Source organism: Bacillus sp. ISL-46, from assembly GCF_018613205.1.
On sequence record NZ_JAGGQR010000018.1, the window covers coordinates 22,084 to 47,769 of the forward strand.

At 36.2% G+C, this 25,686-nt stretch carries 25 protein-coding genes; 16 read left to right on the forward strand and 9 right to left on the reverse strand.

The genetic code is table 11. From position 1 onward, the window contains the following. Window positions 1-16: 16 nt before the first annotated feature. The 3 genes from J7E67_RS12215 to J7E67_RS12225 form a co-directional block, all read right to left on the reverse strand. Window positions 17-298, reverse strand: coding sequence for a hypothetical protein (locus J7E67_RS12215; RefSeq protein ID WP_214732019.1), 282 nt, complete (start codon window positions 296-298; stop codon window positions 17-19). A gap of 7 nt (window positions 299-305) precedes the next feature. Continuing rightward, the gene (locus J7E67_RS12220; protein WP_214732020.1) at window positions 306-1,586 is read right to left on the reverse strand and encodes an ArsB/NhaD family transporter; all 1,281 of its coding nucleotides are present in this window, start codon (window positions 1,584-1,586) and stop codon (window positions 306-308) included. Window positions 1,587-1,743: 157 nt separating this feature from the next. Further along, a complete protein-coding gene (locus J7E67_RS12225; protein WP_214713301.1) occupies window positions 1,744-2,850 on the reverse strand; it encodes a metallophosphoesterase in 1,107 nt (368 codons plus the stop codon). A gap of 238 nt (window positions 2,851-3,088) precedes the next feature. On the opposite strand from J7E67_RS12225, the gene J7E67_RS12230 reads away from it, so the two are divergent. After that, entirely contained in the window at window positions 3,089-3,430 is a 342-nt protein-coding gene (locus J7E67_RS12230) for a cupin domain-containing protein (protein ID WP_214713300.1), read from the forward strand. A 36-nt stretch (window positions 3,431-3,466) separates the two neighbouring features. Here the strand turns inward: J7E67_RS12230 and J7E67_RS12235 are convergent, their stop codons facing one another. Next, complete coding sequence (locus tag J7E67_RS12235; RefSeq protein WP_214732021.1) at window positions 3,467-5,641, reverse strand: MMPL family transporter; 2,175 nt, start codon at window positions 5,639-5,641, stop codon at window positions 3,467-3,469. A gap of 284 nt (window positions 5,642-5,925) precedes the next feature. Between J7E67_RS12235 and J7E67_RS12240 the strand changes: the two genes are divergently transcribed. The 10 genes from J7E67_RS12240 to J7E67_RS12285 all read left to right on the forward strand — a co-directional run bounded on the left by J7E67_RS12240 (window position 5,926) and on the right by J7E67_RS12285 (window position 16,115). Next, the gene (locus J7E67_RS12240; protein ID WP_214713298.1) at window positions 5,926-6,867 is read left to right on the forward strand and encodes a DNA-binding transcriptional repressor DeoR; all 942 of its coding nucleotides are present in this window, start codon (window positions 5,926-5,928) and stop codon (window positions 6,865-6,867) included. A gap of 130 nt (window positions 6,868-6,997) precedes the next feature. Continuing rightward, window positions 6,998-7,672: a deoxyribose-phosphate aldolase gene (gene deoC, locus J7E67_RS12245; protein ID WP_214713297.1), complete on the forward strand. Its 675-nt coding sequence runs from the start codon at window positions 6,998-7,000 to the stop codon at window positions 7,670-7,672. Between the two features lie 24 nt (window positions 7,673-7,696). Beyond that, window positions 7,697-7,867: a DUF1427 family protein gene (locus J7E67_RS12250; protein WP_214713296.1), complete on the forward strand. Its 171-nt coding sequence runs from the start codon at window positions 7,697-7,699 to the stop codon at window positions 7,865-7,867. A 25-nt stretch (window positions 7,868-7,892) separates the two neighbouring features. Next, window positions 7,893-8,291 (forward strand): cytidine deaminase, encoded by a 399-nt coding sequence (locus J7E67_RS12255; protein ID WP_214713371.1) that lies wholly within the window; start codon window positions 7,893-7,895, stop codon window positions 8,289-8,291. Between the two features lie 115 nt (window positions 8,292-8,406). Beyond that, the gene (locus J7E67_RS12260; RefSeq protein ID WP_214713295.1) at window positions 8,407-8,919 is read left to right on the forward strand and encodes a DUF3189 family protein; all 513 of its coding nucleotides are present in this window, start codon (window positions 8,407-8,409) and stop codon (window positions 8,917-8,919) included. A gap of 13 nt (window positions 8,920-8,932) precedes the next feature. Beyond that, the gene (gene proC / locus J7E67_RS12265) at window positions 8,933-9,736 is read left to right on the forward strand and encodes a pyrroline-5-carboxylate reductase (RefSeq protein WP_214713294.1); all 804 of its coding nucleotides are present in this window, start codon (window positions 8,933-8,935) and stop codon (window positions 9,734-9,736) included. Window positions 9,737-9,983: 247 nt separating this feature from the next. Beyond that, on the forward strand, window positions 9,984-10,406 hold the full coding sequence (locus J7E67_RS12270) for a response regulator (protein ID WP_214713293.1): 423 nt from the start codon (window positions 9,984-9,986) through the stop codon (window positions 10,404-10,406). Between the two features lies 1 nt (window position 10,407). Beyond that, window positions 10,408-11,445, forward strand: coding sequence for a HEAT repeat domain-containing protein (locus tag J7E67_RS12275; RefSeq protein ID WP_214713292.1), 1,038 nt, complete (start codon window positions 10,408-10,410; stop codon window positions 11,443-11,445). Window positions 11,446-11,448: 3 nt separating this feature from the next. Continuing rightward, complete coding sequence (locus J7E67_RS12280; RefSeq protein WP_214713291.1) at window positions 11,449-12,861, forward strand: glycosyltransferase family 2 protein; 1,413 nt, start codon at window positions 11,449-11,451, stop codon at window positions 12,859-12,861. Beyond that, window positions 12,858-16,115 carry a hypothetical protein gene (locus J7E67_RS12285; RefSeq protein ID WP_214732022.1) on the forward strand — a complete coding sequence of 1,086 codons (3,258 nt, stop codon included), beginning with the start codon at window positions 12,858-12,860 and terminating at the stop codon, window positions 16,113-16,115. Before J7E67_RS12280 ends, J7E67_RS12285 begins: the two co-directional genes overlap by 4 nt. Before the next feature lie 42 nt (window positions 16,116-16,157). Here J7E67_RS12285 and J7E67_RS12290 read toward each other — a convergent pair whose 3' ends face one another. From J7E67_RS12290 to J7E67_RS12300, 3 genes are all read right to left on the reverse strand, one after another. Continuing rightward, window positions 16,158-16,745: a YitT family protein gene (locus tag J7E67_RS12290; RefSeq protein ID WP_214713289.1), complete on the reverse strand. Its 588-nt coding sequence runs from the start codon at window positions 16,743-16,745 to the stop codon at window positions 16,158-16,160. Window positions 16,746-16,879: 134 nt separating this feature from the next. After that, window positions 16,880-17,887: an inorganic phosphate transporter gene (locus J7E67_RS12295; protein ID WP_214713288.1), complete on the reverse strand. Its 1,008-nt coding sequence runs from the start codon at window positions 17,885-17,887 to the stop codon at window positions 16,880-16,882. An 11-nt stretch (window positions 17,888-17,898) separates the two neighbouring features. Further along, window positions 17,899-18,516, reverse strand: a complete 618-nt coding sequence (locus J7E67_RS12300; RefSeq protein ID WP_088085931.1) for a DUF47 domain-containing protein — start codon at window positions 18,514-18,516, stop codon at window positions 17,899-17,901. Window positions 18,517-18,842: 326 nt separating this feature from the next. On the opposite strand from J7E67_RS12300, the gene J7E67_RS12305 reads away from it, so the two are divergent. After that, on the forward strand, window positions 18,843-19,100 hold the full coding sequence (locus J7E67_RS12305) for a GlsB/YeaQ/YmgE family stress response membrane protein (RefSeq protein ID WP_214713287.1): 258 nt from the start codon (window positions 18,843-18,845) through the stop codon (window positions 19,098-19,100). Window positions 19,101-19,157: 57 nt separating this feature from the next. Here J7E67_RS12305 and J7E67_RS12310 read toward each other — a convergent pair whose 3' ends face one another. Continuing rightward, on the reverse strand, window positions 19,158-20,081 hold the full coding sequence (locus J7E67_RS12310; protein WP_214713286.1) for an RluA family pseudouridine synthase: 924 nt from the start codon (window positions 20,079-20,081) through the stop codon (window positions 19,158-19,160). 107 nt (window positions 20,082-20,188) lie between these two features. On the opposite strand from J7E67_RS12310, the gene J7E67_RS12315 reads away from it, so the two are divergent. Both J7E67_RS12315 and J7E67_RS12320 read left to right on the forward strand, forming a co-directional pair. Then, complete coding sequence (locus J7E67_RS12315; RefSeq protein ID WP_214713285.1) at window positions 20,189-20,575, forward strand: YhcU family protein; 387 nt, start codon at window positions 20,189-20,191, stop codon at window positions 20,573-20,575. A 204-nt stretch (window positions 20,576-20,779) separates the two neighbouring features. Beyond that, window positions 20,780-22,522: a phospho-sugar mutase gene (locus J7E67_RS12320; protein WP_214732023.1), complete on the forward strand. Its 1,743-nt coding sequence runs from the start codon at window positions 20,780-20,782 to the stop codon at window positions 22,520-22,522. Window positions 22,523-22,670: 148 nt separating this feature from the next. Here J7E67_RS12320 and J7E67_RS12325 read toward each other — a convergent pair whose 3' ends face one another. Next, on the reverse strand, window positions 22,671-22,925 hold the full coding sequence (locus tag J7E67_RS12325) for a YhdB family protein (protein ID WP_088085936.1): 255 nt from the start codon (window positions 22,923-22,925) through the stop codon (window positions 22,671-22,673). 149 nt (window positions 22,926-23,074) lie between these two features. Here J7E67_RS12325 and J7E67_RS12330 point away from each other — a divergent pair, with 149 nt between their 5' ends. Both J7E67_RS12330 and J7E67_RS12335 read left to right on the forward strand, forming a co-directional pair. Then, on the forward strand, window positions 23,075-24,061 hold the full coding sequence (locus J7E67_RS12330; protein ID WP_214713283.1) for a M14 family zinc carboxypeptidase: 987 nt from the start codon (window positions 23,075-23,077) through the stop codon (window positions 24,059-24,061). A 92-nt stretch (window positions 24,062-24,153) separates the two neighbouring features. Beyond that, on the forward strand, window positions 24,154-25,569 hold the full coding sequence (locus J7E67_RS12335) for a SpoVR family protein (RefSeq protein ID WP_214713282.1): 1,416 nt from the start codon (window positions 24,154-24,156) through the stop codon (window positions 25,567-25,569). The last annotated feature ends 117 nt before the right edge of the window (window positions 25,570-25,686 follow it).

Here is a 25,686-nt window from a genome sequence, read left to right on the forward strand (position 1 = left end):
TGATGGCAGCCATTTTTTAGATCCATTTAATCTCTTTCACTATTTGTTGTCTAAACAACTGGATGATAAATTCATTATAAAAGTCTTTTCTAACGATTATTTGAAACCGATTATTCGGGTGAATATAAAAATGGATATCAGTTAGGATGTTATTTGAATCAAAATACCCACGAATTTCTTCGATTTTTTTCTTCCATTTATTTTCAACAAAAGTAAGGGTGAATTCAAAATCATCGCCGTTAGCAGTTTCCTTTAAGTCGAGAAGCTGTTCGTTATATTTATACTCCACTTTCATCATACGCCCCCTAAATTAAATATCTTAGATAAATGTAAACCGTACAGATTATGATCGATAAAATCATTAATGGGAAAGAAATTAACAAGAATTTACCAAAAGTAATCGGATGACCTTCCTTCGCTGCTAGCCCGGCAACAATAACATTGGCACTTGCACCAATTAATGTTCCGTTTCCGCCAAGACATGCCCCTAATGATAGACTCCACCAAAGTGGTTCTAAATTATTTATTCCGAGTTCTCCCATATCTTTTATCATAGGAATCATTGTTGCAACAAATGGGATATTATCAATAAAGGCAGATGCGATTGCACTAACCCAGAGAATTAGAATCGATGTTGATGTAACATCCCCCCCGGTAAGGTGGACAGAGTAATCTGCTAATAACGAAATCACCCCTGTTTCAATTAATCCTGATACCAAAACAAATAGACCGATAAAGAAGAAAATGGTTGTCCATTCAACTTTTGAAAATGCTTTATCTAAATATTTTTCCCCTGTTAAGAGAAGAAGCAGAAAGGCACCCGCCAATGCAACGGTTGCGGATTCGATGTGTAGCAGCTGATGCAAGAAGAACCCCAAAATAGTTAGCGAAAGGGCAATTAATGATTTGATTAATAATTTTTTATCCGTTATTTCTTCCTTTTCATCTAAGTCCATTAGATTGGCCTTTAGTTCGTCTGTTGTTCTAAGCTGTTTCCGATAAATGACTGCTAATATTCCGATATTAACAAATAAGATAAAGAATGATATGGCTGTAAGATTATTAATAAATGCCATAAAGGTAAGTTCTTTCACGGCGCTACCAAGCATTATATTCGGAGGGTCACCAATCAGTGTCGATGTTCCTCCAATATTTGAAGCAATAATTTCAGTAATTAAAAAAGGTATCGGATTTACTCGTAATTGTCTAGTAATACTGAATGTAACAGGAACCATTAATAGAACCGTTGTCACATTATCTAAAAAGGCTGATCCTAATGCAGTGATGATTCCTAGCGCCAGCAAAATTTTTAATGGATCTCCTTTAACTTTTTTTGCAGCCCAAATTGCTATGTATTTGAACAGACCAGTCTCAGAAGTTATGGCAACGATAATCATCATACCAGTCAGCAATCCGAGTGTGTTAAAATCGATATGATGAAGTGCCTTTTCCTGCCCAACAATTCCTAGTAATACCATCATAATTCCGCCGGCCATGGCAATGATCGTGCGATGGATCTTTTCTGTGACAATAAATGCATAGGTAATTAAAAATACCCCAATTGCGATTAGTGCTTGAGTTGACATGTTGCGACCTCTTCTCCCAAATATTTTATCCACTTCTTTAGTGAAAAATGACAAAAAGGAGCCTGATTGACAGACTCCCCCTAATAAAAACACCATATATATATTCTACATTATTTTATAAAATTATACTTTGGATGTAAAGAAAATATTTTGACTATTAAAGCCCCAATTTTTTAATAAAATCTACCGTTTCCTGATGCTCAGGTTTAACTAACTTATATAGTCCTTTATCCTTCCTTACAAGAGAGTTTCCTGACTCATCAGCAATGGGTCTTGTTAAAGATGTCCCTTTTACTACCTTCCACGTACCATTGCTTTTTTGGATTCTGAGATCAATAATCCCAAGACGGCTTCCAAAAGCCCCTGCCATTACAACAGGCTTTCCATTTATTTGTCCCATTTTTATGTCGGTATGAGGAGAATTTTTAAAAAAAGGTCCTGGGAAGACACTATGTGAATGTCCAGCTAACACGGCATCAATTCCAGGGATTTTTGTTAAATAATAGACAGCATTTTCTGATTCAGCATTATATGGCTCGTAGCTGATTCCTGTATGGGCAAGGGCGACAATGATATCTGCTCCTTTAGACTTCATGATTGGTATAAATTCTTTCGCTGTATCAACAATCGGTTTTGCAGTAATCTTCCCTTCAAGATTCGCCTTATCCCATTTCATGATTTGTGTTGGCATAAATGAGATGACCCCAATCTTTAGTTCATGTTTTCTTCCTGTTTGGTCAACCACATTCCTTTTTAAAATAACAAAGGGGGTAAAATAGGGTTCATTCTTTTTAACAGAGAAAACATTTGCATTGATGACTGGCATTTTGGCACCCTTTATGGCGGCATTTAAGAAATCTAGTCCATAATTAAATTCGTGATTACCAATGGCAACCGCATCATAGTCCAAAAAATTAAAGGCACGATAAACTGGATGTATTTTTCCTTTATGAATTCCCCGAATTCTAGCTAAATACTCTCCAAGGGGATTTCCCTTAAGGTGGTCTCCATCATCAAACAATAAAGAATTTTGGACTTCATTCCTTGCAGTACGGATAAGTGTAGCTGTCTTTACAAGTCCAATTCGGTTGTCTGCTTTTGTTTGATAATAATCATAATTGATTAAAGACGCATGCAAATCTGTTGTTTCTAGGATACGTAAATCAACTACTCCTTGTTGATTTGGTGTACTCTCTGCAATAGACAAAAAGGAAGTTTGCGAAAGACATAAAAGAAAAAGGATAAGAAAAGTTTTTTTATGCAAATAGAATACCTCCTTAAGAATCTGACTTTAAAGGTATTCTTAGTATTCATATTTCTAATAGAATTATGACTCTTTTTGACAATCAAGTGAAATGTGACATGGGTCAAAGCGGTTTGAGCTATATTTACCATATAATATAATAAAATTGTGAAATATACACAAAGTGATTACGTTCACTTAGTTGAAAATCATTTTCAATTAAGATAGAAATATTAAGATCAACAAGGAGGAGTTATGAATGGAAAAGAATTCAGTTAAAGCATATATGGAATATAGTGAAGAAAAATTCACAAAAAGAATTATTTACAAAAAAGGTGAAACGACTGCTTTTGTATTGAACTTTTTACCAGGGCAACAACTGCCAACACATAAGCATCCAGGAACAGAAGTTTATATTTATGTCGTAGCAGGCAGTGGTACCATGATCATTGATGGGAAAGAATCAGGAGTATCAGAGGCAGATTTGATTCATGTCAATAGCGAAGAAGAAATGTCTTTTAATACTAGTGGAAAAGAGCCGGTAAGCTTATATGTGGTTTTAAGCAAAATTCCAAATGAACTTTATTCTAAGAACATATAAACTATGAAAAGCTAATTAACGTAAAAGCCAGCCAAATTACGCTGGCTTTTTACTTGATCTATGTAGTCTTTTATTTTTTTTGCCAAAAAACCACCAGTTCCAATCGCCAAGCAACTTCATCAAGGCTGGCACCAAGACCATTCTCACAATCGTCGCATCAATGAAAATTGCTATGGCAATTCCCACCCCTAATTGCTTAACAGGCATAACCCCAGTAAAAGCAAACGCACCAGTAACGACAATCATAATGGCAGCGGCTGAGGTAATAATTTTACTGGTATAAGTCAAACCAGAAATTGTAGCCTCACTATTATCTCCTGTTTTTAAATAGAATTCCTGTATTCTCGAGATGAGAAATACTTCGTAATCCATTGAAAGACCAAAAACAAGTGTAAAAACAAACACAGGTAAAATTAAGGCAATATCAACTGGTGTGATTCCTAAATGACCTTTCTGGAAAATCCAGACAACAATTCCGAAGGTGCAGCCCAGGCTTAACACATTCATTAGGATGGCTTTCAATGGAATAAGAATCGAGCGGAAAGCTGCCATTAATATTACAAACGTAGAAATGACAATCAATAAGAATCCGTAGGGAGCTTTTTGGAATATTTCTGAAAAAATTTCTTGCTCAAATTTTATGGGTCCGCCAAATGAAGCTTTTAAGCCTAAATCTTTATTAGACCAATCCGTTACCCATTGTCTTGCTTTAGAAGAATGTTCGCCTGTTTTTAAATACACCTCTATAAGCATTTTATTATCTCTAATATAGTAATCATAAATAGGAGCCATCTTTGCATTTTTTCCAATGGTGAGGACTTGATAAAGTTGGTCCACATCCTGTAATCCTGTGGCTGAAAATGGTGAGTTTATAGAATTTACGAGCCTCTCGTTATCAAGTTTTTTTATCACTTCACTTACTTTTTCAAGATTGTTTTTTTCAAGAATGCTGCCTTTTGTTTCTAGGACCATCGTCACTTTTTTCTCATCACGCTGTTCTTTTGCCACGAAGTGATCCTTAAATACTTCCAAGGCAGTTCGTGAAGGATAATTTGGCGGCAGAGATTCAGTACCAGGAATTGCTAAAACCATTTGTTTAAGAGGTATCAATCCTGCCAAAAGAATAACGAGGGCTGTAACTGTCATAAGAATAGGGCGCCTCATCACAATCTTAGCAAATCGGTACCATATACTTGTTTGCTCGTCTGCCAAGGGCAGTATACTTAATTTGTTGATCTTGGTTCCCAATATGGCAAGCAATGCAGGAAGAAAGGTTAATGCACAAACGGCAGAAATTAACACTACGGTCATCCCGCCTAGCGCAACATTTTGAAAGATATCAATTTTGATAAACCAAAGAGCCGATAAGCCAATAAAAACACAAAGGCCAGAAAAGATGATGGATCGTCCCGCGGTTGAAACTGTTATTTCAAGTGCAGACTGAATGGATTTGGTTTTTAGTTCTTCTTTATATCGATTGATAAACAATAAAGCAAAATCAATACTCAGTGCCAACCCGATCATTGGAACAATATTTAATATAAAAATGGTTAAATCAGCACCATAACTAAAAAAGTAATTGGTTCCCATTGTACATAATATCGAAACAACACCGATTACAATCGGGAGAGAGGCAGCAACAAGACCTCCGAACGCTAGGATAAGAACGATTAAGGCAATCGGCAAACCGATCATTTCCGCTTTTGCTAAATCTTCCTGACTCGCAGTATTTAGGTCTTGAACAATAATTGGTTCACCAGTCATTGTGACCTTTAAGCCCTTTTTATTTTCAAGTACATCTTTTAATTGGTTAATTTCTTTTCCAAGACTCTCCGCCTTCTTGTTAAAAGTAAGAACTCCATAGGCATAATTATCCTTTACCATCCCGTCCTGATCGAAAGGAAGAATCATTTGTTCACTGTCATGAATAGCCGTTATTTTTTCAAATATATCTTGAATGAACTTCCTGAAATTCTCGTCACTAACCGTTTTATCCTTTTCGAACACAAGGATGATGGAGGATTTAGAATGTCCAAATTCTTGTTCGAGGAGTTTACGTGTATGATTGTATTCGCCTTTATACTCAAAACCATTTCCGCTAAGAACTGAAGGTAATTTTAATGCAAAAAATCCTAATAACAGGATCACAAAAGTCCAAAATACGAGTACCCATTTACGTTTTTGGTATATATATCCGCCTAATTTCTGCAAAGTATCGCCTCCTCAAAAGGAATCATTTTCCTTATTTTATTATACAGAAGAACTGATGATTAGCGGATGCCTTTTTCATGCCTTTTTGTATTGTCAACAACTCAGATAAATATCTTAATAAATGTTCCCCATATTAGATGATGAAAATTCACCGTCCTAATAAAGCCAACTTTTAAATATATTGAAATTAAATTCAACATGGTGTTTACAAATGTAAATTATAAATGAAATCATTTGTTTTTTTTGTTACAATTAAGAAAATATTAAAACATAGGGTGATAGCAGTGGATCGTGAAAAATTAGCGAAAGTCATTGAAGCAGCAAAGTTATATTATCTATTGGATTATAATCAAAATGAAATTGCCAAGAAGCTCGGAGTTTCCCGCCCTACTGTATCCCGTCTGTTACAGCAGGCGAAAAGTGATGGTATTGTCCAAATCAATATTTTGGATCCTACAGAAGATGTTGAGAATCTTGCGATGCAGCTTGAACAAAAGTTCAATCTTAAAAAGGCGGTTGTCGCTTCGATTCCACAATATGAAGATCACATCATAAAGAATTATCTAGGTGAAAAAGCTGCCGTTTATCTTGATGAAATTGTCAAGGATGACGACATAATTGGGGTGACTTGGGGAACAACTTTATACCATGTTGCGGTTGAACTCAAGCAAAAATTTGTAAAAGGGGTAAAGGTTGTTCAATTAAAGGGCGGTGTTAGCCACGCTGAAACAAATACGTATGCATCGGAGATTTTATATCTTTTTGGCAAGGCCTTTCATACAACCCCCCATAACCTACCGCTTCCTGCAATTGTCGATCATGTCGTTGTAAAACAGGCAATGGAGGCTGATCGTCATATTCGAAAAATCCTCGAGCTAGGAAGTCAGGCCAATATTGCTCTCTTTACGATTGGTCCAATTAAAACCGACTCTTTATTATTTCAGTTAGGTTATTTTACAGAAAGTGACTTGAAGTCTCTTTATGGAAAGGCAGTCGGTGATATTTGCTCGCGTTTTTTTGATGAATCTGGAGAAGTATGCAACGAGAGCCTAAATGAAAGGACACTGGGAGTAAATCTTAATGAATTAAAGAAAAAGGACCATTCCATTCTTGTAGCCGGAGGTCCGAATAAAATTGAGGGAATTTATGGAGCATTAAAAGGCGGGTACGCCAATGTGCTCATAACGGATCAATATACAGCACAATTCTTGCTTGATAAGAATTAAAAAAAATTAATTTTTACATTTGTTCAAATATGCATTTACAAATGTTCAATGTGTTTGATATAGTTACATTGTGATAAGTGCCATTAAAATCTTTATATTAATATACAGGAAACAGGGAGGAAGATTGGTTATGACTCAAAATGTTGTTAGAATGATTGATCATACATTATTAAAAGCAGATGCAACAAAAGAAGAAATTGGAAAATTAGTTGAAGAAGCGAAAAAATATTTATTTGCATCGGTGTGTGTAAATCCTACTTGGGTAAATTTTGCAGCTAAAATGCTTGCAGATACCCCAGAAGTGAAAGTATGTACAGTCATTGGTTTCCCGCTTGGGGCCACTACATCAGAAACAAAAGCATTTGAAACAAAAAATGCCATTGAAAACGGTGCAAATGAGATAGATATGGTGATTAACGTCGCTGCGCTTAAAGATAAGCAGGATGATTTGGTTGAAAGAGATATCGCTGCAGTTGTGGGTGCTGCAAAGGGAAAAGCATTGGTAAAGGTAATCATCGAAACTTGCTTGTTAACAAAAGAAGAAAAAATAAGAGCATGTGAAATTTCTGTAAAAGCCGGGGCAGACTATGTAAAAACTTCTACTGGTTTTTCAACAGGTGGTGCAACAGTCGAGGATATTCGCTTAATGCGCCAAACAGTCGGACCTGAAATTGGCGTAAAGGCTTCTGGTGGGGTTCGCAGTCGTGAAGATGCAGTTGCAATGGTAGAAGCTGGAGCAACTCGCATTGGTGCAAGTTCTGGTGTTTCAATCAGTAAAGGTGAGCAATCCTTAAGCAATTACTAAAAATACTATTGTGAGGTTTATTTGATGAGAGACGTATTAATGGCATTAATTGCCGGATTAATAGTTGGTATGTTGTTTAAATTTTTAAAGCTTCCGTTACCTGCACCTCCAGTATTTTCGGCTGTCGTTGGGGTTTTCGGGGTGTACTTTGGCGGCGTGCTGCTTGAATGGATTACAAAAATAGTTCAGCATTAAATTTCCTTGGCGGAGCGTGAACATGATGGAAAAAAACAATCTTATAGTTGAAGCGAATAAAGCGAGAGAATTTGCCTATGCCCCCTATTCAAAATTCAAAGTTGGTGCAGCCCTATTATCAAAAGATGGTCAAGTTTATCATGGGTGTAACATTGAAAATGCAGCATACAGCATGACGAACTGCGCTGAACGAACGGCTTTGTTTAAGGCATACTCTGAGGGTGTCACACAATTTGATTCGCTCGTTGTTGTGGCGGATACTGAAGGACCAGTTTCACCTTGTGGGGCTTGCCGTCAGGTGATTTCAGAACTTTGTGATGCAGAAATGGAAGTAGTGCTAACAAATTTAAAGGGTGATATTTTAAAACTCAAAGTAAAAGACTTACTTCCAGGAGCATTTTCACCTAAAGATTTAAATAAATAAGTAAAAGAAGTTTATCCATTTGTGATAAACTTCTTTTTTTTGCTTTGGTCTGTAACAAGAATTGGCAGTTGCATTAATGTGCATAATATACATAGTAAAAATAAAGGATGATACCATGATTTATATCTATAATGATTTTGGTGGGACACATACAACTTCTTTAGCTGCAGCCTATCACTTAAAACATTTACCACAATCTGAACGGAAACTTACGAAAGAAGAAATATTAAATGTGAAATATTTTAATAAATTAACAAAAGCCGATTTTGGGAAAATTATTTTCCATGGGATCGATGAAGATGGACATTCTGTATACACTATCGGCCGGAAAAGGAACAAATATGTGGTTCCTGCATTAAAAGAAATGTGTTTATTGCTGCAAGAGAAATTTAAATTTGATGAGAAAATTGTCTTCTCCAATACTTCACCAACGGTGCCTTTTGCAATGTCCATGGGGGGATTTTTCTCTAGAGGTTTAAAAATTGATTTTATCGGTGTGCCGTTATTAGTTATTGGTGCAAAACAATGCTGTGATAATATATATAGGTTGGTTGAAAATACAAAAGAAATAGGGAGAATTACGTACGCAGAAAATATAATCGTACTGGAGAATGAAATGTATAAATAGGTGGGGAGTTAACATGAAGAAAAAAATAGGTTTTATTGGAGCTGGAAAAATGGCTCAGGCTATGATGGGGGGAATTGTAAATTCACAAATGATTCCAAAAGAAAACATCATGGCTAGTGCGAATACAGAAAAAACGATTGAAATAATTGAACGAACATACGGTATTATTACTTCATTAAATAATAGGGACGTTGCTAGGTTTGCTGACGTACTCATACTTGCTGTTAAACCTGATCTCTATGACACTGTCATAAAAGAAATAAAAAATGATATAAAGCAGTCTGTAATCATTGTAACGATTGCAGCCGGAATTACATTAATAGATATTGAACAGTCGTTTGGATTCCAAGTAAAGGTTGTTCGAACTATGCCTAATACACCTTCTGTGGTCGGAGAAGGAATGAGTGCAATTTGTGCAAATGAATATCTCTCCGAAAACGAGATAAATGAGATAGAGAGTGTGTTCCACTCCTTTAGTAAAACCGAACGTCTAGATGAAAAACTAATGGATGCCGTACCTGCAATCAGTGGTTCCTCACCAGCATATGTTTATATGCTAATAGAAGCTATGGCAGATGGAGGAGTAAGGCAGGGAATAGCTAGGGATCAGGCTTATCGACTAGCTGCTCAAGCCGTACTGGGTGCAGCAAAAATGGTTCTTGAGACTGGAAAACATCCTGGTGAACTTAAGGATAATGTATGTACCCCAGGCGGTGCAACGATTGAAGCAGTTGTTACCCTTGAGGAAAAGCAATTTAGAGGATCGATATTGGCAGCAATGGACAACTGCACAAATAAAGTAAAAAATCTTTTATAAAGCAGCACTCACGGGATCCAATTTGATGGATCCCTTTTTTCTACTTTCAAAATTGGGGAAATTCGACAAAAATTATTATTTTTCGACACTTTCTGTATTTTACGCGTGACACACGGTTTTATTAATAATAAACTTTAGATACATTCAAACTGTTAGAAAAAAAAGGAATAGTAAAAGCAAAGAATCAAATACTGAGAAGGTCTGTTCATCATAAGTGAATGATTTTCAATCAGGGAGTAGAGCGTTTATGGGCTTAATTAATGAAATTACGAAAAAAACCTTGTTCATTTCGGTTATTGATGACGATGCGATTATTCGAACAATACTAATGAGAATACTTAAGGTAATGGATTTTAATCATTACGAACTGAACCTTGAAGCATTTGAAAATGGTCTACAATTTTTTGAATCCAAGCGCTTAGCGGAAAAAGGAGATCATTTTTTAATACTAGATGGTGTCATGCCTGTCATGGATGGAATCGAAATCCTCCAGAAAGTAAAAAAAATAGAAAATAGAAGAAATATTCATGTCCTTATGTTGACAGGGAGAAAAAGTGAAACGGACATTGAACGTGCATTAAAGCTTGGAGCAGATGATTATATGACCAAACCTTTTAGTATTAAAGAACTTCAATCTAGGATAGAACGGTTAATCAAAGGGATGAAATAGAATGCTGAGAAATGAGTTATTTTTCCTAACAATTCTAACGATAACCATTTTAGGGTTATTAATGGTTTTACTAATATACTTAACGATAAGAAAAGCAATAGATATTAAAAACAGAAAGGCGATTGAACAATATATAGAAAATTATCAATCCATCCTTTTTACGATGCTTATGGAGGGAGGATATTCTAGGGGAATGAATCCTAAATCAGTTCTTGAACGGAAAGCCACCGAAAAACTTCTAAGCATGTATAGTAAAGTTTTAGAGGGCGAGGATGAAAAGAAACGTTTATCAGAATTAGCATCCATGTATTTAGCAGAGTATTATCATAGGCAGCTTAAAAGCAAAAAGTGGAGTCACCGGATGAACACCCTCTATCATATTGAGGATTTCAAACTAAGCCTACTTATCGATGATATACATAAGCTATCCCAGAAAAAACGAATTTCCCATGAAGAACTTATTCATACCTTGAGAATCCTAGCTTTATTCCAATATGAAAGTTTATTTGAAATGCTGACAATCCACTACAATTCTTTATCTGAATTCGAGTATCGTAATATCTTAATACGCCTCGAACAACAACAATTTGAACAGTTTATTCTACATTTTCATAAAAGCAGCCCACCATTACAAAAAGCAATTCTTGATGTAATTTCGATGAAAAAAGAGATTAATTATCTATCTTTTCTTGAAAATATTTTTTCTACCTATAAAGGGGAAATCAAGCTGAGAGCCTTAAAGGCATTATCGGAAATTGGTTATGTAAAAAATTCAGATCCCTATTTAGAACTTCTATATTCCACCAAGTGGGAAGAAAGAATGGTAGCCGCTAAACTTGTGGGTTCATTAAAAGAAGTAAAAGGTATATCGAGATTGATTGAACTTTTACATGATCAAACATGGTGGGTTCGATCGCAGGCCGGCCAAGCAATCTGTCAATTTCCAAATGGGCACGAGATTTTGCGGGAAGTATTTGAAACATCAAAGGATGCATTTGCCAAGGACATGGCCTGGGAATGGCTTCATAAAGGGGTATAAATAATGATAATTTTGCAATGGGGAGATGTTGTAACTGTTTTTGCTTGGTTTATAGCAGTTTATATGGTAGTTGTCATTTCTTTCTACTCCGTTATTTTGGTTATTTCCTTTTTTCAGCTTCGGAAGGAATACCAACTAGACAGAGTTCAAGCTTATGAAGACTACTCGGATGAATTTTATACCAAACCTGTTTCAATTATCGTACCTGCTTATAATGAAGAAGCAGGTATTGTACAGAGTGTGCGCTCATTATTAAGTGTTAATTATCCTACATTTGAAGTGGTTGTGGTAAACGATGGGTCAACTGACCATACACTTGAAAAAGTGATTGAACACTATGGTATGAAGGAAATAAAAAAAGTGGTTAGAAAACAGGTGGAAACAAAACCAATTGGCAGGATTTATCAGTCAGACGTTTTATCAAATTTGTTTCTTATTGACAAGGAAAACGGGGGAAAAGCGGATGCGCTTAATGTCGGTCTTAACTTTTCCCATTACCCTTATTTTTGCTCTTTAGATGGCGACTCAGTTCTTGAGCCAGATGCCTTTTTAAAGGTGATGAAGCCTATAATAGATTCAAATGAAGAAGTTGTTGCCTCAGGTGGGAGTGTTCGAATCGCTAATGGCTGCCAAATCATTAACGGACATATTCAAAAAATCGGGTTATCCAATAAACCATTGGTCGTAATGCAAATCATCGAATATTTACGAGCTTTTTTGATGGGGAGAATTGGCTTAAGCCGTCACAATCTTTTATTAATCATTTCTGGGGCGTTTGGTGTTTTTTCCAAGCACTGGGTGATTGCTGCAGGTGGTTATAAAACAGATACGGTTGGGGAAGATATGGAATTAGTCGTGAGAATCCATAGACTCTTAAAAGAAAAGAATACAAAGAAAAAGATTGTGTATGTTCCTGACCCTGTTTGTTGGACTGAGGTTCCTGAAGACATTACATTCTTACGCAGGCAGAGGAGACGCTGGCATAGAGGACTGTTTGAAAGTTTATGGACTCATAGAAAGATAACATTTAATCCAAAATACGGATCGATTGGTCTTATATCTTTTCCATACTTCTGGATTGTTGAGTTTTTGGGTCCAGTTATTGAATTATTAGGATATCTTTTTATGATCCTTTGTTTATTTTTGGGCGGGATCTATGTTGAATTTTCTATTTTGTTGTTTCTTCTTTCCTGTTTATATGGGTCTATTTTTTCAATGACCGCTGTTCTTTTAGAAGAATGGAGCTTAACAAGGTATCCAAAAATAACAGATATCATCAAGCTATTTTTATACTCTTTAACTGAAACTATATGGTACAGGCCTATGACTGTACTCTGGCGATGTGAGGGAATATGGCAAATGATAATCGGGGATAGAAGTTGGGGAGAAATGAAGAGAAAAGGTGTTTCCGAATGAAAAATCCCATCAATTTAATCATTTATACAATTCTTTTTTTTATTATTTTGACATGCCCTTTTTGGTTATGGCAAATTCAGCCTGTGAAAAAATTAAACGTGTTAATTGTCGACAAGACTGTGCCAAATCCTTCCTACAGAGAACATAAGGGGCTTGTTTGGATATTAAACAATGCTAAATATTATAAAAATGGACAAAGACCTTATTCGGTGATCGATGACTATAAGGGGTTTGAACCAAAAGAAGGACAGAAATATACGATTGCCCCCCTGCCTAAGGACTTAAAAAAATATGATGTTGTCTATTTAACAGACCAATACGGGGTTTATAAAGAAGAGTTTTTCGGACAGAATCTGTCGGGAAAAAGGTCCGCAAAAATATACGGCGGACTTAAATCAAGCGAAGTCAATCTAATTGAAAAAGCACTTATCCAGTCAAAAGGAAAAACATTAATAGCTGAATTTAATACCTTTGCGAGCCCTACATCAGAAACCGCCAAAGCTGAGATTTCTAATTTACTAAATGTAGAATGGTCTGGCTGGATTGGACGATTTTTTTCGGACCTTAAAAGTACGGAAGTACCTGAATGGGTAAAGGAGAATTATGAGAAACAAAATAAGAAATGGTCCTTTACTGGTGAGGGATTCGTTTTTGTCAGTAAAAATAATCATGTAGTTGTAATAGGGAAAAAGGATGTTAATGATGAGGGGCTTCTATTTCAATTAACAGATAAAGGAATGAAACATTTTACACGCGATATTCATGGGAAGTATACCTATTGGTTCGATATTATTGATGCTAAAGATAAAGATGAAATATTAGCAGCTTATCAGCTGCCAATATCAAAGCAAGCAAAGGAAACGCTTAAAGAATATGGGATCCCAACCCATTTTCCTGCAGTTATTTATCACGAAAATGCTAAGTATTCCTCCTATTATTTCTCAGGAGATTATGCAGACGAATCCGAAGTTCCTGAAATTTACCAAACAAAGGGCTTGGATACATGGAAAAGGAATGTTGGAGCAAACGAGTCTTTTTATTGGGAATCATACGTTCCAATGATGAAGGACATCTTAGAAAATGGCTTGCACCACATAGCGAATCAAGAAAAAGTAGAAGTGACAGACCATGATGGAATAAAGTCAAATAGCCAAACAGGAGATTCCTATATACAGGTTCAAAAGAATGGAAAATGGGAGAATCTTTTAATCAAGGGCGTAAACATGGGGATTGGAAAGCCAGGATATTTTCCTGGGGAGACGGCAATTACCAAGGAAGAATACTTCCGATGGTTTAAAGAAATTGGCGCAATGAATGCCAATGCCATCAGAATTTATACGCTTCACCCGCCACAATTTTATGAAGCCTTTTATGAATATAACCAAATTGCTAAAAAGCCGCTCTTTCTATTTCATGGTACATGGGTTAATGAGGAAAATCTCATCCAAACCCAAGACGCCTTTGCCAAAGTTAATCTAGAGGATGCGAAGCTGGAAATTAAAAATATGATTGATATTATCCATGGAAAGGCTAAGCTTCCTGAGCGGTCTGGTCATGCTTCTGGTGTTTATAAATATGACATTTCAAAATATGTCCTCGGAATAATTGTCGGCACAGAATGGGATCCTGCGATGGTTATGAACACAAATGAAAAGCATTCAGCTATCGGTCAATTTTCAGGGGATTACTTTAAAACGGAAAGAGCAAATCCCTTTGAAGTATGGCTGGCTGGTTTAATGGACTATGCCGCTGATTATGAAGCCGATAAATTCATGTGGCAGCATTCGATGAGTTTTACTAACTGGTTAACTACAGATATGTTAAAGCATCCTGCGGAACCGCTTGAGAATGAGGACATGGTATCGGTTAATCCCAATCATATTAAAGCATCCAAGTTGTTTTCTTCAGGTTTATTTGCATCCTACCATGTATACCCATACTATCCTGACTTTCTAAACTTTGAAGAGTCGTACCTTAACTATGTTGATAAGACTGGGAAGAAAAACAATTATGCCGGCTATCTGAATGAACTGCGTGCTGCCCATCAAATGCCAGTACTTGTAGCTGAATTTGGTGTGCCAGCTTCTAGAGGCTTAACCCATAAGAACGCTTATGGGATGAACCAAGGGTTTCATTCGGAAGAGGAACAAGGGAATATTAATAAGTATTTATATCAATCGATTGTTTCAGAAGGATATATGGGTGGGCTTGTCTTCGCCTGGCAGGATGAATGGTTTAAACGAACATGGAACACTATGGATTTTGATAACCCAGACCGAAGGCCATACTGGAATAACATGCAAACAAATGAACAGCATTTTGGTTTAAAAGGTTTTGAACCAGTAAAAAAGGAACAAGAAATCATTGTTGACGGTGTCTCTAAGGATTGGGACTTAGCTGGAGTTAGGAATAGTTATCTTACAAAAGATAAGAAAGACACTTTAAAGGAAGTTCGGTTTTCTTCGGATAATGGGTATTTGTATTTTCTTCTAAAATATATTCGTCCCGTTGATTTTAGTAACCAAGGAACTTTCCTATTACTCGATACCATCAATAAGCAAGGGCAAACTAATATACCATTAGCAGGTAAGAGTTTTATAAAAACAGACTATGGAATTGATTTTTTAATAAAACTTACAGGAACTAATAATTCCAGAATCATGGTTGATAGCTATTATGATACATACTATTATCAGTATGCTCATCTGTTGAAGTTGATTGACGAGCAATCATATGTAAGCAAGAAGAATAATGGAGTGTTTCATCCCATTAGACTTGCCCTTAATAAGGAATTAACGATACCTACAACAAAGACAATCATTCCTTTTGAGGGATACGAAACTGGAAAACTGAAGTTTGGGAATGCCAATCCCAAAAATAAAGAATTCGACTCGTTAACCGATGTAAGTATTAGTAAGGATAAGAAGGTTATCGAAGGAAGGATTCCATGGCAGCTATTAAATGTGAAAGACCCTAGTTTAAGAGAAGTAATGGGAAATGTGTGGGAAAGTGGCTTGGCAAGCAGCATTGAAACAAGCGGAATTAGGGTGGCTATTGTGACAACAGAGAATGGGAAGGTCCAGCAGACATTCCCTAATATAACTAATAATCAGCTGCATCAAACCGATTCATTTTTCTACAGTTGGAAAAAGTGGGAGGAGCCAGCCTTTCATGAACGGTTGAAAAAATCTTATGGAATCATGAAAGAGGCCTTTCGAACGACGGAAATTAAGGATGGTAAGAATAAAAATTAAAACGCTGGCTCAGAACCAGCGTTTCTTTTAAATCTTTTTTTCTCAATAGTAAGGAAAATGCTCATTATTATTACCACTAACAGTTAAGGTAGTCATAAAGCCGACACATATGATCGTAAGAAGGGAATAAAAAAAATTTTCTAAACCGACTATTTGAATGCCGCTCGTTATGACTAGACCATCGATTAAGAATATAATGATACCTACATTTATTGAAGTAAATTTGGTTAGAATCTGTGCGAGTAAATCAGTCCCACCCGTACTTGTTTCATAACGAAGCATAAGACCGATGCCAATGCCGACAAGTAATCCACCAATTATTGTACTTGGTAATATACCCAATTGTATTTTACCGTTCATAAATGAAAGAAAATCAATACAAAACGAAGAAATGATAAGTCCGTGGAGGCTATAGTAGAAGTATCGTCGCTCAAAAAACCAGGCTAAGACATATAAAGGTAGACTTAAAAGGATAATACTTAGACCAGTCGGCCATCCGTAAAAATAATGAATGAGTAGCCCTAAGCCGATTACCCCTCCGTCTAGCAAGTGATAGGGAACTAAAAATCCATTTACCCCAAGACTCAATAGCAAACTCCCAAGCAGCATAGCTGCAATTTTTTCCTTCACAATCTCACCTCAAAACTTGTCCTCTAACATAAAAATATGAAAGTTCGAGGCATTTAGAAGTGGTATCACCAAAAAAAATGACTATTATAAAGGATTAAAAAAATAACCAGGAGAAAAAATTCCTGGTTATTTTTTTAAAAGAAGATATTCAGAATAAAATAAATGATACCTGCTAACAAGGAAGTTATTGGTAATGTAATGACCCAGGTAATTAACATCCGCTGAGCAGTACCCCATTTTACTCCTTTAAGACGATGCGAAGCACCTACACCAAGTATCCCTGAAGAGATGACGTGTGTAGTACTGACAGGTAAGTGGATGTAGGTGGCCCCGAAAATGATCGCTGCACCGGTTAAATCCGCTGCAACACCATTAATCGGACGGATCTTCATAATTTTCCCGCCCACTGTTTTAATGATCTTCCATCCGCCAATCGAGGTACCAAGTCCCATTGCAATCGCACAAGAGAGCTGTACCCAAAAAGGAACCTCATCAGTATGCAGATAACCATTAGCTAACAGAGCCATGGTGATAATCCCCATGGATTTTTGTGCATCATTTGTTCCGTGTGAATAGGATTGTAATGCCGCAGTAGCAATCTGGATAAAACGAAAGTTTCGGTTTGTCTTTGTTAAATTGAAGTTCTTAAACACGACTTTAAAAATGCTGTAAACAATATACCCAACTGTGAAAGCTAAGATCGGTGATAGGACTAATGCTTCAAGGATTTTTATAAAACCTTCTGCTTTTATTACGTCAAATCCTTTGGCAGCAATAGCCGCACCAGCAATAGAACCAATAATTGCATGGGAAGAGCTGCTTGGAATACCGTAATACCATGTGAGTAAGTTCCAAATAATAGCCGATAGCAGCGCCGCAAAAATAACAATTGATCCGGTATGACCACCAGTTAGTGAGAATGGATCAACAATATCCTTAGATATGGTTTTGGCTACACCTGTGAATGTCAAAGCACCAACAAAATTCATTACGGCTGCCAGCAAAATTGCTTGGCGTGGCTTTAGGGCTTTTGTTGATACAGAGGTAGCGATTGCATTTGCAGTATCATGGAATCCATTTATAAAGTCAAATGCAAGGGCACCAATTACAATTAAAATCGTTAGAATTAATACAACGCTCATATTTTTGCTCCTTAAGCATTTTTCATGATAATGGTTTCAAGTGTATTAGCAACGGTTTGGCAATAGTCTGCGATATCTTCAAGATTTTCGTAGATTTCTTTATATTGAATGATACGGATTGGATCTTTTTCAACCGTAAATAAATTTTTAATCGACTGGCGTAAGATATTATCACAGTTGGATTCATAATCTTTTATTTTAATCGCATGTTCTCTTATTTGTTGTAACTTTTTATTTGAAAGCAGTTCAACCGCTTTGTCAATTTCATGAACACTGGCTTGAATAGCATCCACAAATTTCTTCATATAGTCATCTGCATTCGTAATGGAGTACATTTCAAATAATGCCGCACATCCTTCAAGGCCATCCAGAACATCATCCATGCTCATCGCTAGATGAAGAATGTCTTCACGTTCAATTGGAGTGATGAAAGCATCATTCAATTCTTTGATTACTTCGTGAACGAATGTATCTCCTTTGGTTTCCAGTTCTTTCATTTTCTCTGAGAAAATTTTCAAATCACTCACATTTTTTAATTTATAATCAGTGAAGAAATTTGCACTTTCTTTAAGGTTCGCAGAAATATTACTAAGTAATGCCATAAATTTATCAGTTTTTTTGAATGCCATGTAATTACCCCCATTTTAATTTAAAGGTCTTGTAGACCAACTTAGATATTTTATCTGAAAAATGTCGAAGAAAGAAACAAATTCTATGTAACTTTACAAAAACTTAACATTAGAATTTTTTGAATAGTTCATTTTTAAGATGGAGACCTTTTTACTTTTACCTAAATTCATTGATTTATGTATTAAAGGTAGGTTGTAAGATTTTTTCTTTTCTGAGTATAAAAATGAAAATAGGGTACTTTATAGGTACAGGTAGCATGAAAATTAAGTTACTTTTCCAATACTGCCTGAGACAAATAATTGAATACTAAAAAGGAGTGTTCTAAATGAGTTTCATTTGGGCATTAATTATTGGTGGGATTATTGGATGGTTAGCAGGCCTTATCGTTGGAAGAGATATACCGGGCGGCATCATTGGTAACATCATAGCTGGATTTGTTGGGGCGTGGCTTGGGACAGCGATTTTAGGTAACTGGGGGCCGCATGTGGCTGATTTTGCAATAGTACCTGCAATCATTGGTTCTGCAGTATTGGTCTTGCTGCTAAGCTTCATTATGAGATCCTTTAGAAGAACCGATAAATAACCATTGAAAAAGCCTCCTAAATCAGGAGGCTTTTTCAATGGTTTTTGGTTCAATAACCTAAATTGAATATATGTCAATATCTTTAAAAATAGCAGGTTGATCTAAAAATGGAGCATGGCATACAATTTTATTCTGAGTAAATGGGTGAATCAACTCAAGCTTTGCTGCATGGAGTGCTTGTCTTTTAATAATTGCTTTCCCGCCATACAAAGTATCTCCAACTAAAGGATGTCCGAGATGACTTAAGTGAACTCTGATTTGATGGGTTCTCCCAGTATCGAGCCAACATTTAACATAGGATTGTTGTTTGTCTTTGTCTGTCTTTAAGACCATATAATGGGTAAGTGCCTCTTGACCTGTTGGAGAAACTCTTCTTTTGGTTGCATGATGGCGGTCACGGCCGATTGGATCCTTAATTGTTCCGCTTCTATGTTTAACTATCCCATGGACCAAAGCAATGTAGGTTCTTTTAATCTCCCGTTTTTCGAGCATATTGTCCAAAATAGCACCAGCTAAAGCATGTTTAGCAAAAAGGATGGCACCTGATGTATCGCGATCTAATCGATGAACCTGCCGAATGTTTCTTATTTCCCCATTTGATTGCAGATAATATTGCACCGCATTAACAAGGGTATATAGATCTGCGTTTGGGTCATTCGGATGGGTATTCATAAATGGCGGTTTGTTAAGAACCAATACATGGTCGTCCTCATAAAGGATGTCAACATCTATATAGTTTGGTGTGATTAGTAGTTCTTCTTCCTCAAAAAGTTTAACTTGCAGCTTCGAACCATGACTAAGAGGGATATTCCAGTTAGCCTGGTCTCCATTTAGTAAAACCTTATTTTCCATTCTAAAAGAATGAGTTAATTTTTTGGGGGCTCCCCATACGTTTCGAAAAATATCAGCAATGGTTCTTCCATTCCATTCCAATGGAACCGTTAGTTGAAACCATTCACCCATTCGCATTGTTTTTAGCATTTAATTCTCCTTCAGGTTATAATTACCACCGTAAATACAGTCTTTGTTATGTTATTCTTATGATATACAATCAGACAGAAATAAGCGATGGCAAAGGTGGGTTAAAAGTGAAAATTGTTTTTGCCTCCACACCAAGTCAGGAAGAAGAAATTAATGAACTGGTGAGGTACATCTATTCGAATATTTTTCCTCTCTACTATACCGATGAGGAAATTAATCAATTTGAACAGTTAAAGGTTTTGCATACATCTGAAGATTTTAACACATTAAAAGATGCCTTTCAGGTAATGACAAGTATTCAAACATTAATCTCTATTCTTGAGGCCTCTCAACTTGATGTTCAGTATACATTATTATTTAATAAGAATGTTGAGACCTTACAGGAATTTGGATTATTTTTTCCATTTGAATATGAACATTTTGAAGTGGCAAAATGTATCAGAGCAAACATGCTAAGTATCTATTCTAATGCTGATAATGAGTTGCTAGTATAATGAAAAAAAAAGTCTGCAAAATTGCAGGCTTTTTTTTTTTTTCTATTAGTAATGAGTAATTTTAAGGTAATATAGTAAAAGGAAAGAAAATAACAATTTTATATTACTGCAAAATTTGTCGGTTAATTTCAGTAGATTTTTAAAGGAGTAACAAACCTGAAATTAGAAACAATATAGAGTAGACAGAAACTGGAGGGGACACCTATGGATTGGAAGAAGAAAGTAAAAAGTTGGATAGAATTTGAAGGATTAGATGCTGAATTAAGAAATCAATTAACAGAAATAGTGAAGAATGAAGGGCAGCTAGAAGAGGTTTTTTATAAGAACTTAGAATTTGGAACTGGGGGTATGAGAGGCGAAATCGGTGTTGGTACGAATCGAATGAACCTTTATACTGTACGCAAAGCCTCAGCTGGTTTAGCGGGATACATAGAAAACCAAGGTATAGAAGCGAAACAACGCGGTGTTGTGATTGCTTTTGATTCCCGTCATAAGTCACCAGAATTTGCAATGGAGGCCGCTAAAACGTTAGCCTCAAAAGGAATCCAAACATATGTATTTGAAGAATTAAGGCCTACCCCTGAATTATCATTTGCGCTAAGATATTTAAATGCCTTTTCAGGAATTGTCATCACTGCAAGCCATAATCCGCCTGAATATAACGGATTTAAGGTATATGGTTCAGATGGCGGCCAACTTCCGCCAGATGGAGCAGACAAGGTTATTGCCAAGGTAAATGAGATCGAGAATGAATTACTAATTGAGGTTGATAGTGAAGAAAACTTAAGAGCTGCCGGATTAATTAAAACGATCGGTGCTGAAATTGATAATGCTTATATTGAGAAATTAAGAACTATTTCAGAGAATCCAAACCTTGCTGAAGAAACTGATATTAAAATCGTCTTTACCCCTTTACATGGGACTGCTAATAAGCCTGTCCGTGCTGCTTTATCTGCATTGGGCTATAAAAATGTAACAATCGTTAAAGAACAAGAACTTCCAGATCCGGAATTCTCGACTGTAAAAAGTCCTAACCCTGAAGAGCATGCAGCCTTTGAATTGGCCATTCGTGATGGAAAAGAAGTAGGAGCGGATCTTCTCATTGCTACAGATCCCGATGCCGATCGATTAGGTATTGCTGTGCGCAATCCTGAAGGAGAATATGTTGTTCTTACAGGAAACCAAACAGGTGCTTTGTTACTTGATTACATTATCACACAGAAAAAGGAAAAAGGAACACTCCCGGAAAATGGAGTTGTTTTAAAAACTATTGTTACATCAGAAATTGGCAGGAAAATTGCTACAGCTTATGATTTAGAAACAGTTGATGTCTTAACCGGATTTAAATTTATCGCTGAAAAAATTAATGAATATGAGACCACTGGCAATTTGAAATTTCTATTTGGATATGAGGAATCCTATGGCTATTTAATTGGCGACTTTGCTAGGGATAAGGATGCAGTCCAAGCGGCTCTACTAGCAACCGAAGTGTGTGCTTTTTATAAGAAACAAGGAAAAACCCTCTATCAAGGAATGATGGAAGTATTTGAAAAGTATGGTTATTACCAAGAAGGCCTACGTTCCTTAACCTTAAAAGGAAAGGAAGGGGCGGAGACAATCCAACAATTATTGGCTTCTTTCCGATCTGAGCCAATTACGAGTCTTGGAAACTTGACCACCTTCACGACTGAAGATTACTTAACAAGCATCCGTGTAAAGAATAAAGGAGAAGAAGAAATTGATTTACCAAAATCGAATGTTTTAAAATATACTTTCGAGGATGGTTCATGGGTTTGTTTAAGACCATCAGGAACAGAGCCGAAGGTGAAATTCTATTTTGGAGTCAATAGTAAAAGTTTAGAAGAAAGCAAGATAAAACTAAAATCGATTGAAAATGATTTTATGGCTTTAGTTGACGATAAAATGAAAATGGTTCAAGAAATTTAATCCAATCTTAATACGATCTAAGAACCTCATCATGAAAAGAAAAAAATAAAACACGGCTTCCATTTCAGGAAGCCGTGTTTTTTTTGGTGGAATTCTTTGGTCCGGTTGTAAAAAGTTTCTCAGGCAGAAATTGAATTCACTTATCATTTTAGGAAAGACTATACATCGGTATCTCATTAGGGTCAGGCTCTACGGTTTCATTCGCATGGTCAATGTAGCGAAGAAGGTTATATAGTTTGGTTTCAATTACACTGTAATCACGTTCGAAATTGTAGGCATGCAGGAATTGTTCAATTCTTTTTGATAAAAATTGGTCTTTTGTTCGTACCATTAAAATCAGCAAATTATCCCACTCAGATCGATGTGTATAATATAAAGCTCGATCATAATCCATTTTATTCATTTGTTTTATCTCCTCCTTATTAGGAGTTGAGATTATTGTATGATATTTTGACGATAACTTTCACAGCAAATGTTGGACACCCATTGTTTACGCGGTTTTCAACATTTACCTGTATATATTCTTGTCATTATGAACAAGGCGGAGGCGCTATGGTTAAAATTATAATTTGTGTCATGCTCTTTTTATCCCTACAACTGGAAAATGTCGCAAGCGCTAAAATTGTCAAAGCTGATAGACCGTATACTTATGAAATGTTAGAAAATGACCTTTCAATAATTAACGAAAAGTATCAAGAGAAAATAAAAATCAAATCGATCGGAACGTCTCACTTTGGGCGGGATATTTGGGCAATTAAGCTCGGAAAGGGCAAGAAAAATGTGGTTTTGATAGGCTCGCATCATGGGCGGGAGTGGCTGACAAGCTTAATGTTAATGAAAATGCTTGAGTCTTATGCAGCTTCCTATGAGGAGAAGGGCCTTTTCGGATTTAAATCCAATCATATTCTTAATGAAGTATCATTATGGTTTGTGCCAATGTTAAATCCAGATGGAGTGGCCATTCAACAGAATGATCTTAAAAATTTTCCATCTAAACATCAGAAACTTTTGGTGAAAATAAATGAAGGATCAGATAACTTTAAACGATGGAAAGCAAACGGCATGGGCATAGATTTAAATAGGCAATATCCAGCTGGGTGGGAAAGTCTTAATCCTGATCCTGTTTCACCCTCCTATAAACTTTATAAAGGAAAAAAACCATTAGAATCAAAAGAAGCACTCTCCTTAACGAAATTTATTAAGGAAATTAACCCTTCAATTGCAGTTGCTTATCATACAGCGGGAAGAGAAATTTATTGGAATTATAAAAATGGCAAGCATCTTACACGTGATAAACTTGTTGCTAAAAAAATTTCGAAATTAACCGGCTATAAATTAGCCAAACCTGAAAAAAACGCAGTGGGAGGCGGTTTCACGGATTGGTTTATCACTACTTATCACAGACCGGCCATGACAATTGAAATTAGTTATTTAGTTGGCGAAACAAATCCCCCCATCTCAATTTTTAAACAGGAATGGAAACGGAATCGACATGTTGGCTTGAAACTTGCTGTGGAAGCCAAGAAAATCTCTGATTAAAGCAATACTTGCCTATTGTTTTTTCTATCTTGTTTCATCATTCCCCTTTTTACTTCATACATTGTGGTAAGAGGAAAAGGGGGAATGGCAAAATGAATGTGGAAGGTCGTAATTCACTTGAATATGCGATCAGTGAAATCACTGAAATAGCAACCGGGTTTGGTTTGGATTTTTATCCAATGCGTTATGAAATCTGTCCTGCCGAAATTATTTATACATTTGGGGCTTATGGTATGCCAACCCGATTTTCACATTGGAGCTTCGGCAAGCAATTTCACAAAATGAAACTTCATTATGATTTAGGGCTGAGTAAAATTTATGAATTAGTTATCAATTCAAACCCATGCTATGCTTTTTTGCTTGATTCCAATACACTTATTCAAAATAAACTAATTGTTGCCCATGTTTTAGCACACTGTGACTTCTTTAAAAATAATGTTCGTTTTCAAAATACAAAACGTGATATGGTCGAAAGTATGGCTGCCACGGCAGAAAGAATTCATCAATATGAAGTTCAATATGGTAAAAAAGAAGTGGAAACCTTTTTAGATGCGGTATTGGCTATTGATGAACATATAGACCCATCGCTTATGAGGCCTAAGTTATCTTGGTCCATTGGAGACGACGAGGAAGATGATGACCTAGAGCTTCAAGTAACAACGCCATACGATGATCTGTGGAGATTGGATGAAAAAGATAAAAAGGAGACCAATCAACCGCGGAAAAAGAAATTTCCTCCAAGGCCAGAAAAGGATCTGTTGCTATTTATTGAAACATATAGCAGAGAGTTAGAGGATTGGCAGCGGGATATCTTAACAATGATGCGGGAGGAAATGCTCTACTTCTGGCCGCAGCTTGAAACGAAAATAATGAACGAAGGCTGGGCTTCCTATTGGCATCAACGAATTTTACGGGAAATGGATTTAACGAGCGGTGAGGCAATCGAGTTTGCTAAATTGAATGCGGGAGTTGTACAGCCATCAAAAACGGGCATTAATCCTTATTACCTTGGAATAAAGATTTTTGAGGATATTGAAGAACGCTATAACAATCCAACGGAAGAGATGAAGCGAAGAGGCGTGGTTCCAGGATCAGGGCGGGAAAAAATGTTTGAGGTCCGTGAAGTAGAATCCGATATATCTTTTCTTCGCAATTACTTAAATAAGGACCTTGTCATGCGAGAAGATATGTATCTTTTCCAAAAACAAGGAAGAGACTACAAAATTGTTGATAAACAATGGGAACAGATTCGTGATCAACTTGTAAATATGCGCGTAAATGGAGGTTTCCCTTACATCACTGTCAATGATGGCGATTATTTAAAAAATGGGGAACTATATCTAAAACACTGGTATGAAGGGGTGGAACTCGACGTTAAATATCTAGAAAAAGTTCTTCCATATATCCAACAGCTTTGGGGCAGACCTGTTCATATCGAATCGATGATTGAAGATAGAAAAATGTTATTTTCTTATGATGGTAAAGGAGTCCATCGTAAATATTTGTAATTTCTTGAGGCTATCTTGTACTATCAAGATAGCCTATTTCTATTTATGCGTAATAGGAGAGAGGAAATCATTTCATGAATGTATTTGTTAATGTAGTTAAAACTATTCTTAAAAAGG

What these genes read in the sequence shown, in the direction of transcription:
- J7E67_RS12215 (WP_214732019.1), bottom strand. Translation starts at nt 298, where the DNA reads ATGATGAAAGTGGAGTATAAATATAACGAACAGCTTCTCGACTTAAAG.
- J7E67_RS12300 (WP_088085931.1), bottom strand. Translation starts at nt 18,516, where the DNA reads ATGGCATTCAAAAAAACTGATAAATTTATGGCATTACTTAGTAATATT.
- J7E67_RS12320 (WP_214732023.1), top strand. Translation starts at nt 20,780, where the DNA reads ATGGATTGGAAGAAGAAAGTAAAAAGTTGGATAGAATTTGAAGGATTA.
- J7E67_RS12310 (WP_214713286.1), bottom strand. Translation starts at nt 20,081, where the DNA reads ATGCTAAAAACAATGCGAATGGGTGAATGGTTTCAACTAACGGTTCCA.
- J7E67_RS12330 (WP_214713283.1), top strand. Translation starts at nt 23,075, where the DNA reads ATGGTTAAAATTATAATTTGTGTCATGCTCTTTTTATCCCTACAACTG.
- J7E67_RS12220 (WP_214732020.1), bottom strand. Translation starts at nt 1,586, where the DNA reads ATGTCAACTCAAGCACTAATCGCAATTGGGGTATTTTTAATTACCTAT.
- J7E67_RS12250 (WP_214713296.1), top strand. Translation starts at nt 7,697, where the DNA reads ATGAGAGACGTATTAATGGCATTAATTGCCGGATTAATAGTTGGTATG.
- J7E67_RS12305 (WP_214713287.1), top strand. Translation starts at nt 18,843, where the DNA reads ATGAGTTTCATTTGGGCATTAATTATTGGTGGGATTATTGGATGGTTA.
- J7E67_RS12270 (WP_214713293.1), top strand. Translation starts at nt 9,984, where the DNA reads ATGGGCTTAATTAATGAAATTACGAAAAAAACCTTGTTCATTTCGGTT.
- deoC (WP_214713297.1), top strand. Translation starts at nt 6,998, where the DNA reads ATGACTCAAAATGTTGTTAGAATGATTGATCATACATTATTAAAAGCA.
- J7E67_RS12230 (WP_214713300.1), top strand. Translation starts at nt 3,089, where the DNA reads ATGGAAAAGAATTCAGTTAAAGCATATATGGAATATAGTGAAGAAAAA.
- J7E67_RS12280 (WP_214713291.1), top strand. Translation starts at nt 11,449, where the DNA reads ATGATAATTTTGCAATGGGGAGATGTTGTAACTGTTTTTGCTTGGTTT.
- J7E67_RS12275 (WP_214713292.1), top strand. Translation starts at nt 10,408, where the DNA reads ATGCTGAGAAATGAGTTATTTTTCCTAACAATTCTAACGATAACCATT.
- J7E67_RS12260 (WP_214713295.1), top strand. Translation starts at nt 8,407, where the DNA reads ATGATTTATATCTATAATGATTTTGGTGGGACACATACAACTTCTTTA.
- J7E67_RS12255 (WP_214713371.1), top strand. Translation starts at nt 7,893, where the DNA reads ATGGAAAAAAACAATCTTATAGTTGAAGCGAATAAAGCGAGAGAATTT.
- J7E67_RS12285 (WP_214732022.1), top strand. Translation starts at nt 12,858, where the DNA reads ATGAAAAATCCCATCAATTTAATCATTTATACAATTCTTTTTTTTATT.
- J7E67_RS12325 (WP_088085936.1), bottom strand. Translation starts at nt 22,925, where the DNA reads ATGAATAAAATGGATTATGATCGAGCTTTATATTATACACATCGATCT.
- J7E67_RS12335 (WP_214713282.1), top strand. Translation starts at nt 24,154, where the DNA reads ATGAATGTGGAAGGTCGTAATTCACTTGAATATGCGATCAGTGAAATC.
- J7E67_RS12295 (WP_214713288.1), bottom strand. Translation starts at nt 17,887, where the DNA reads ATGAGCGTTGTATTAATTCTAACGATTTTAATTGTAATTGGTGCCCTT.
- proC (WP_214713294.1), top strand. Translation starts at nt 8,933, where the DNA reads ATGAAGAAAAAAATAGGTTTTATTGGAGCTGGAAAAATGGCTCAGGCT.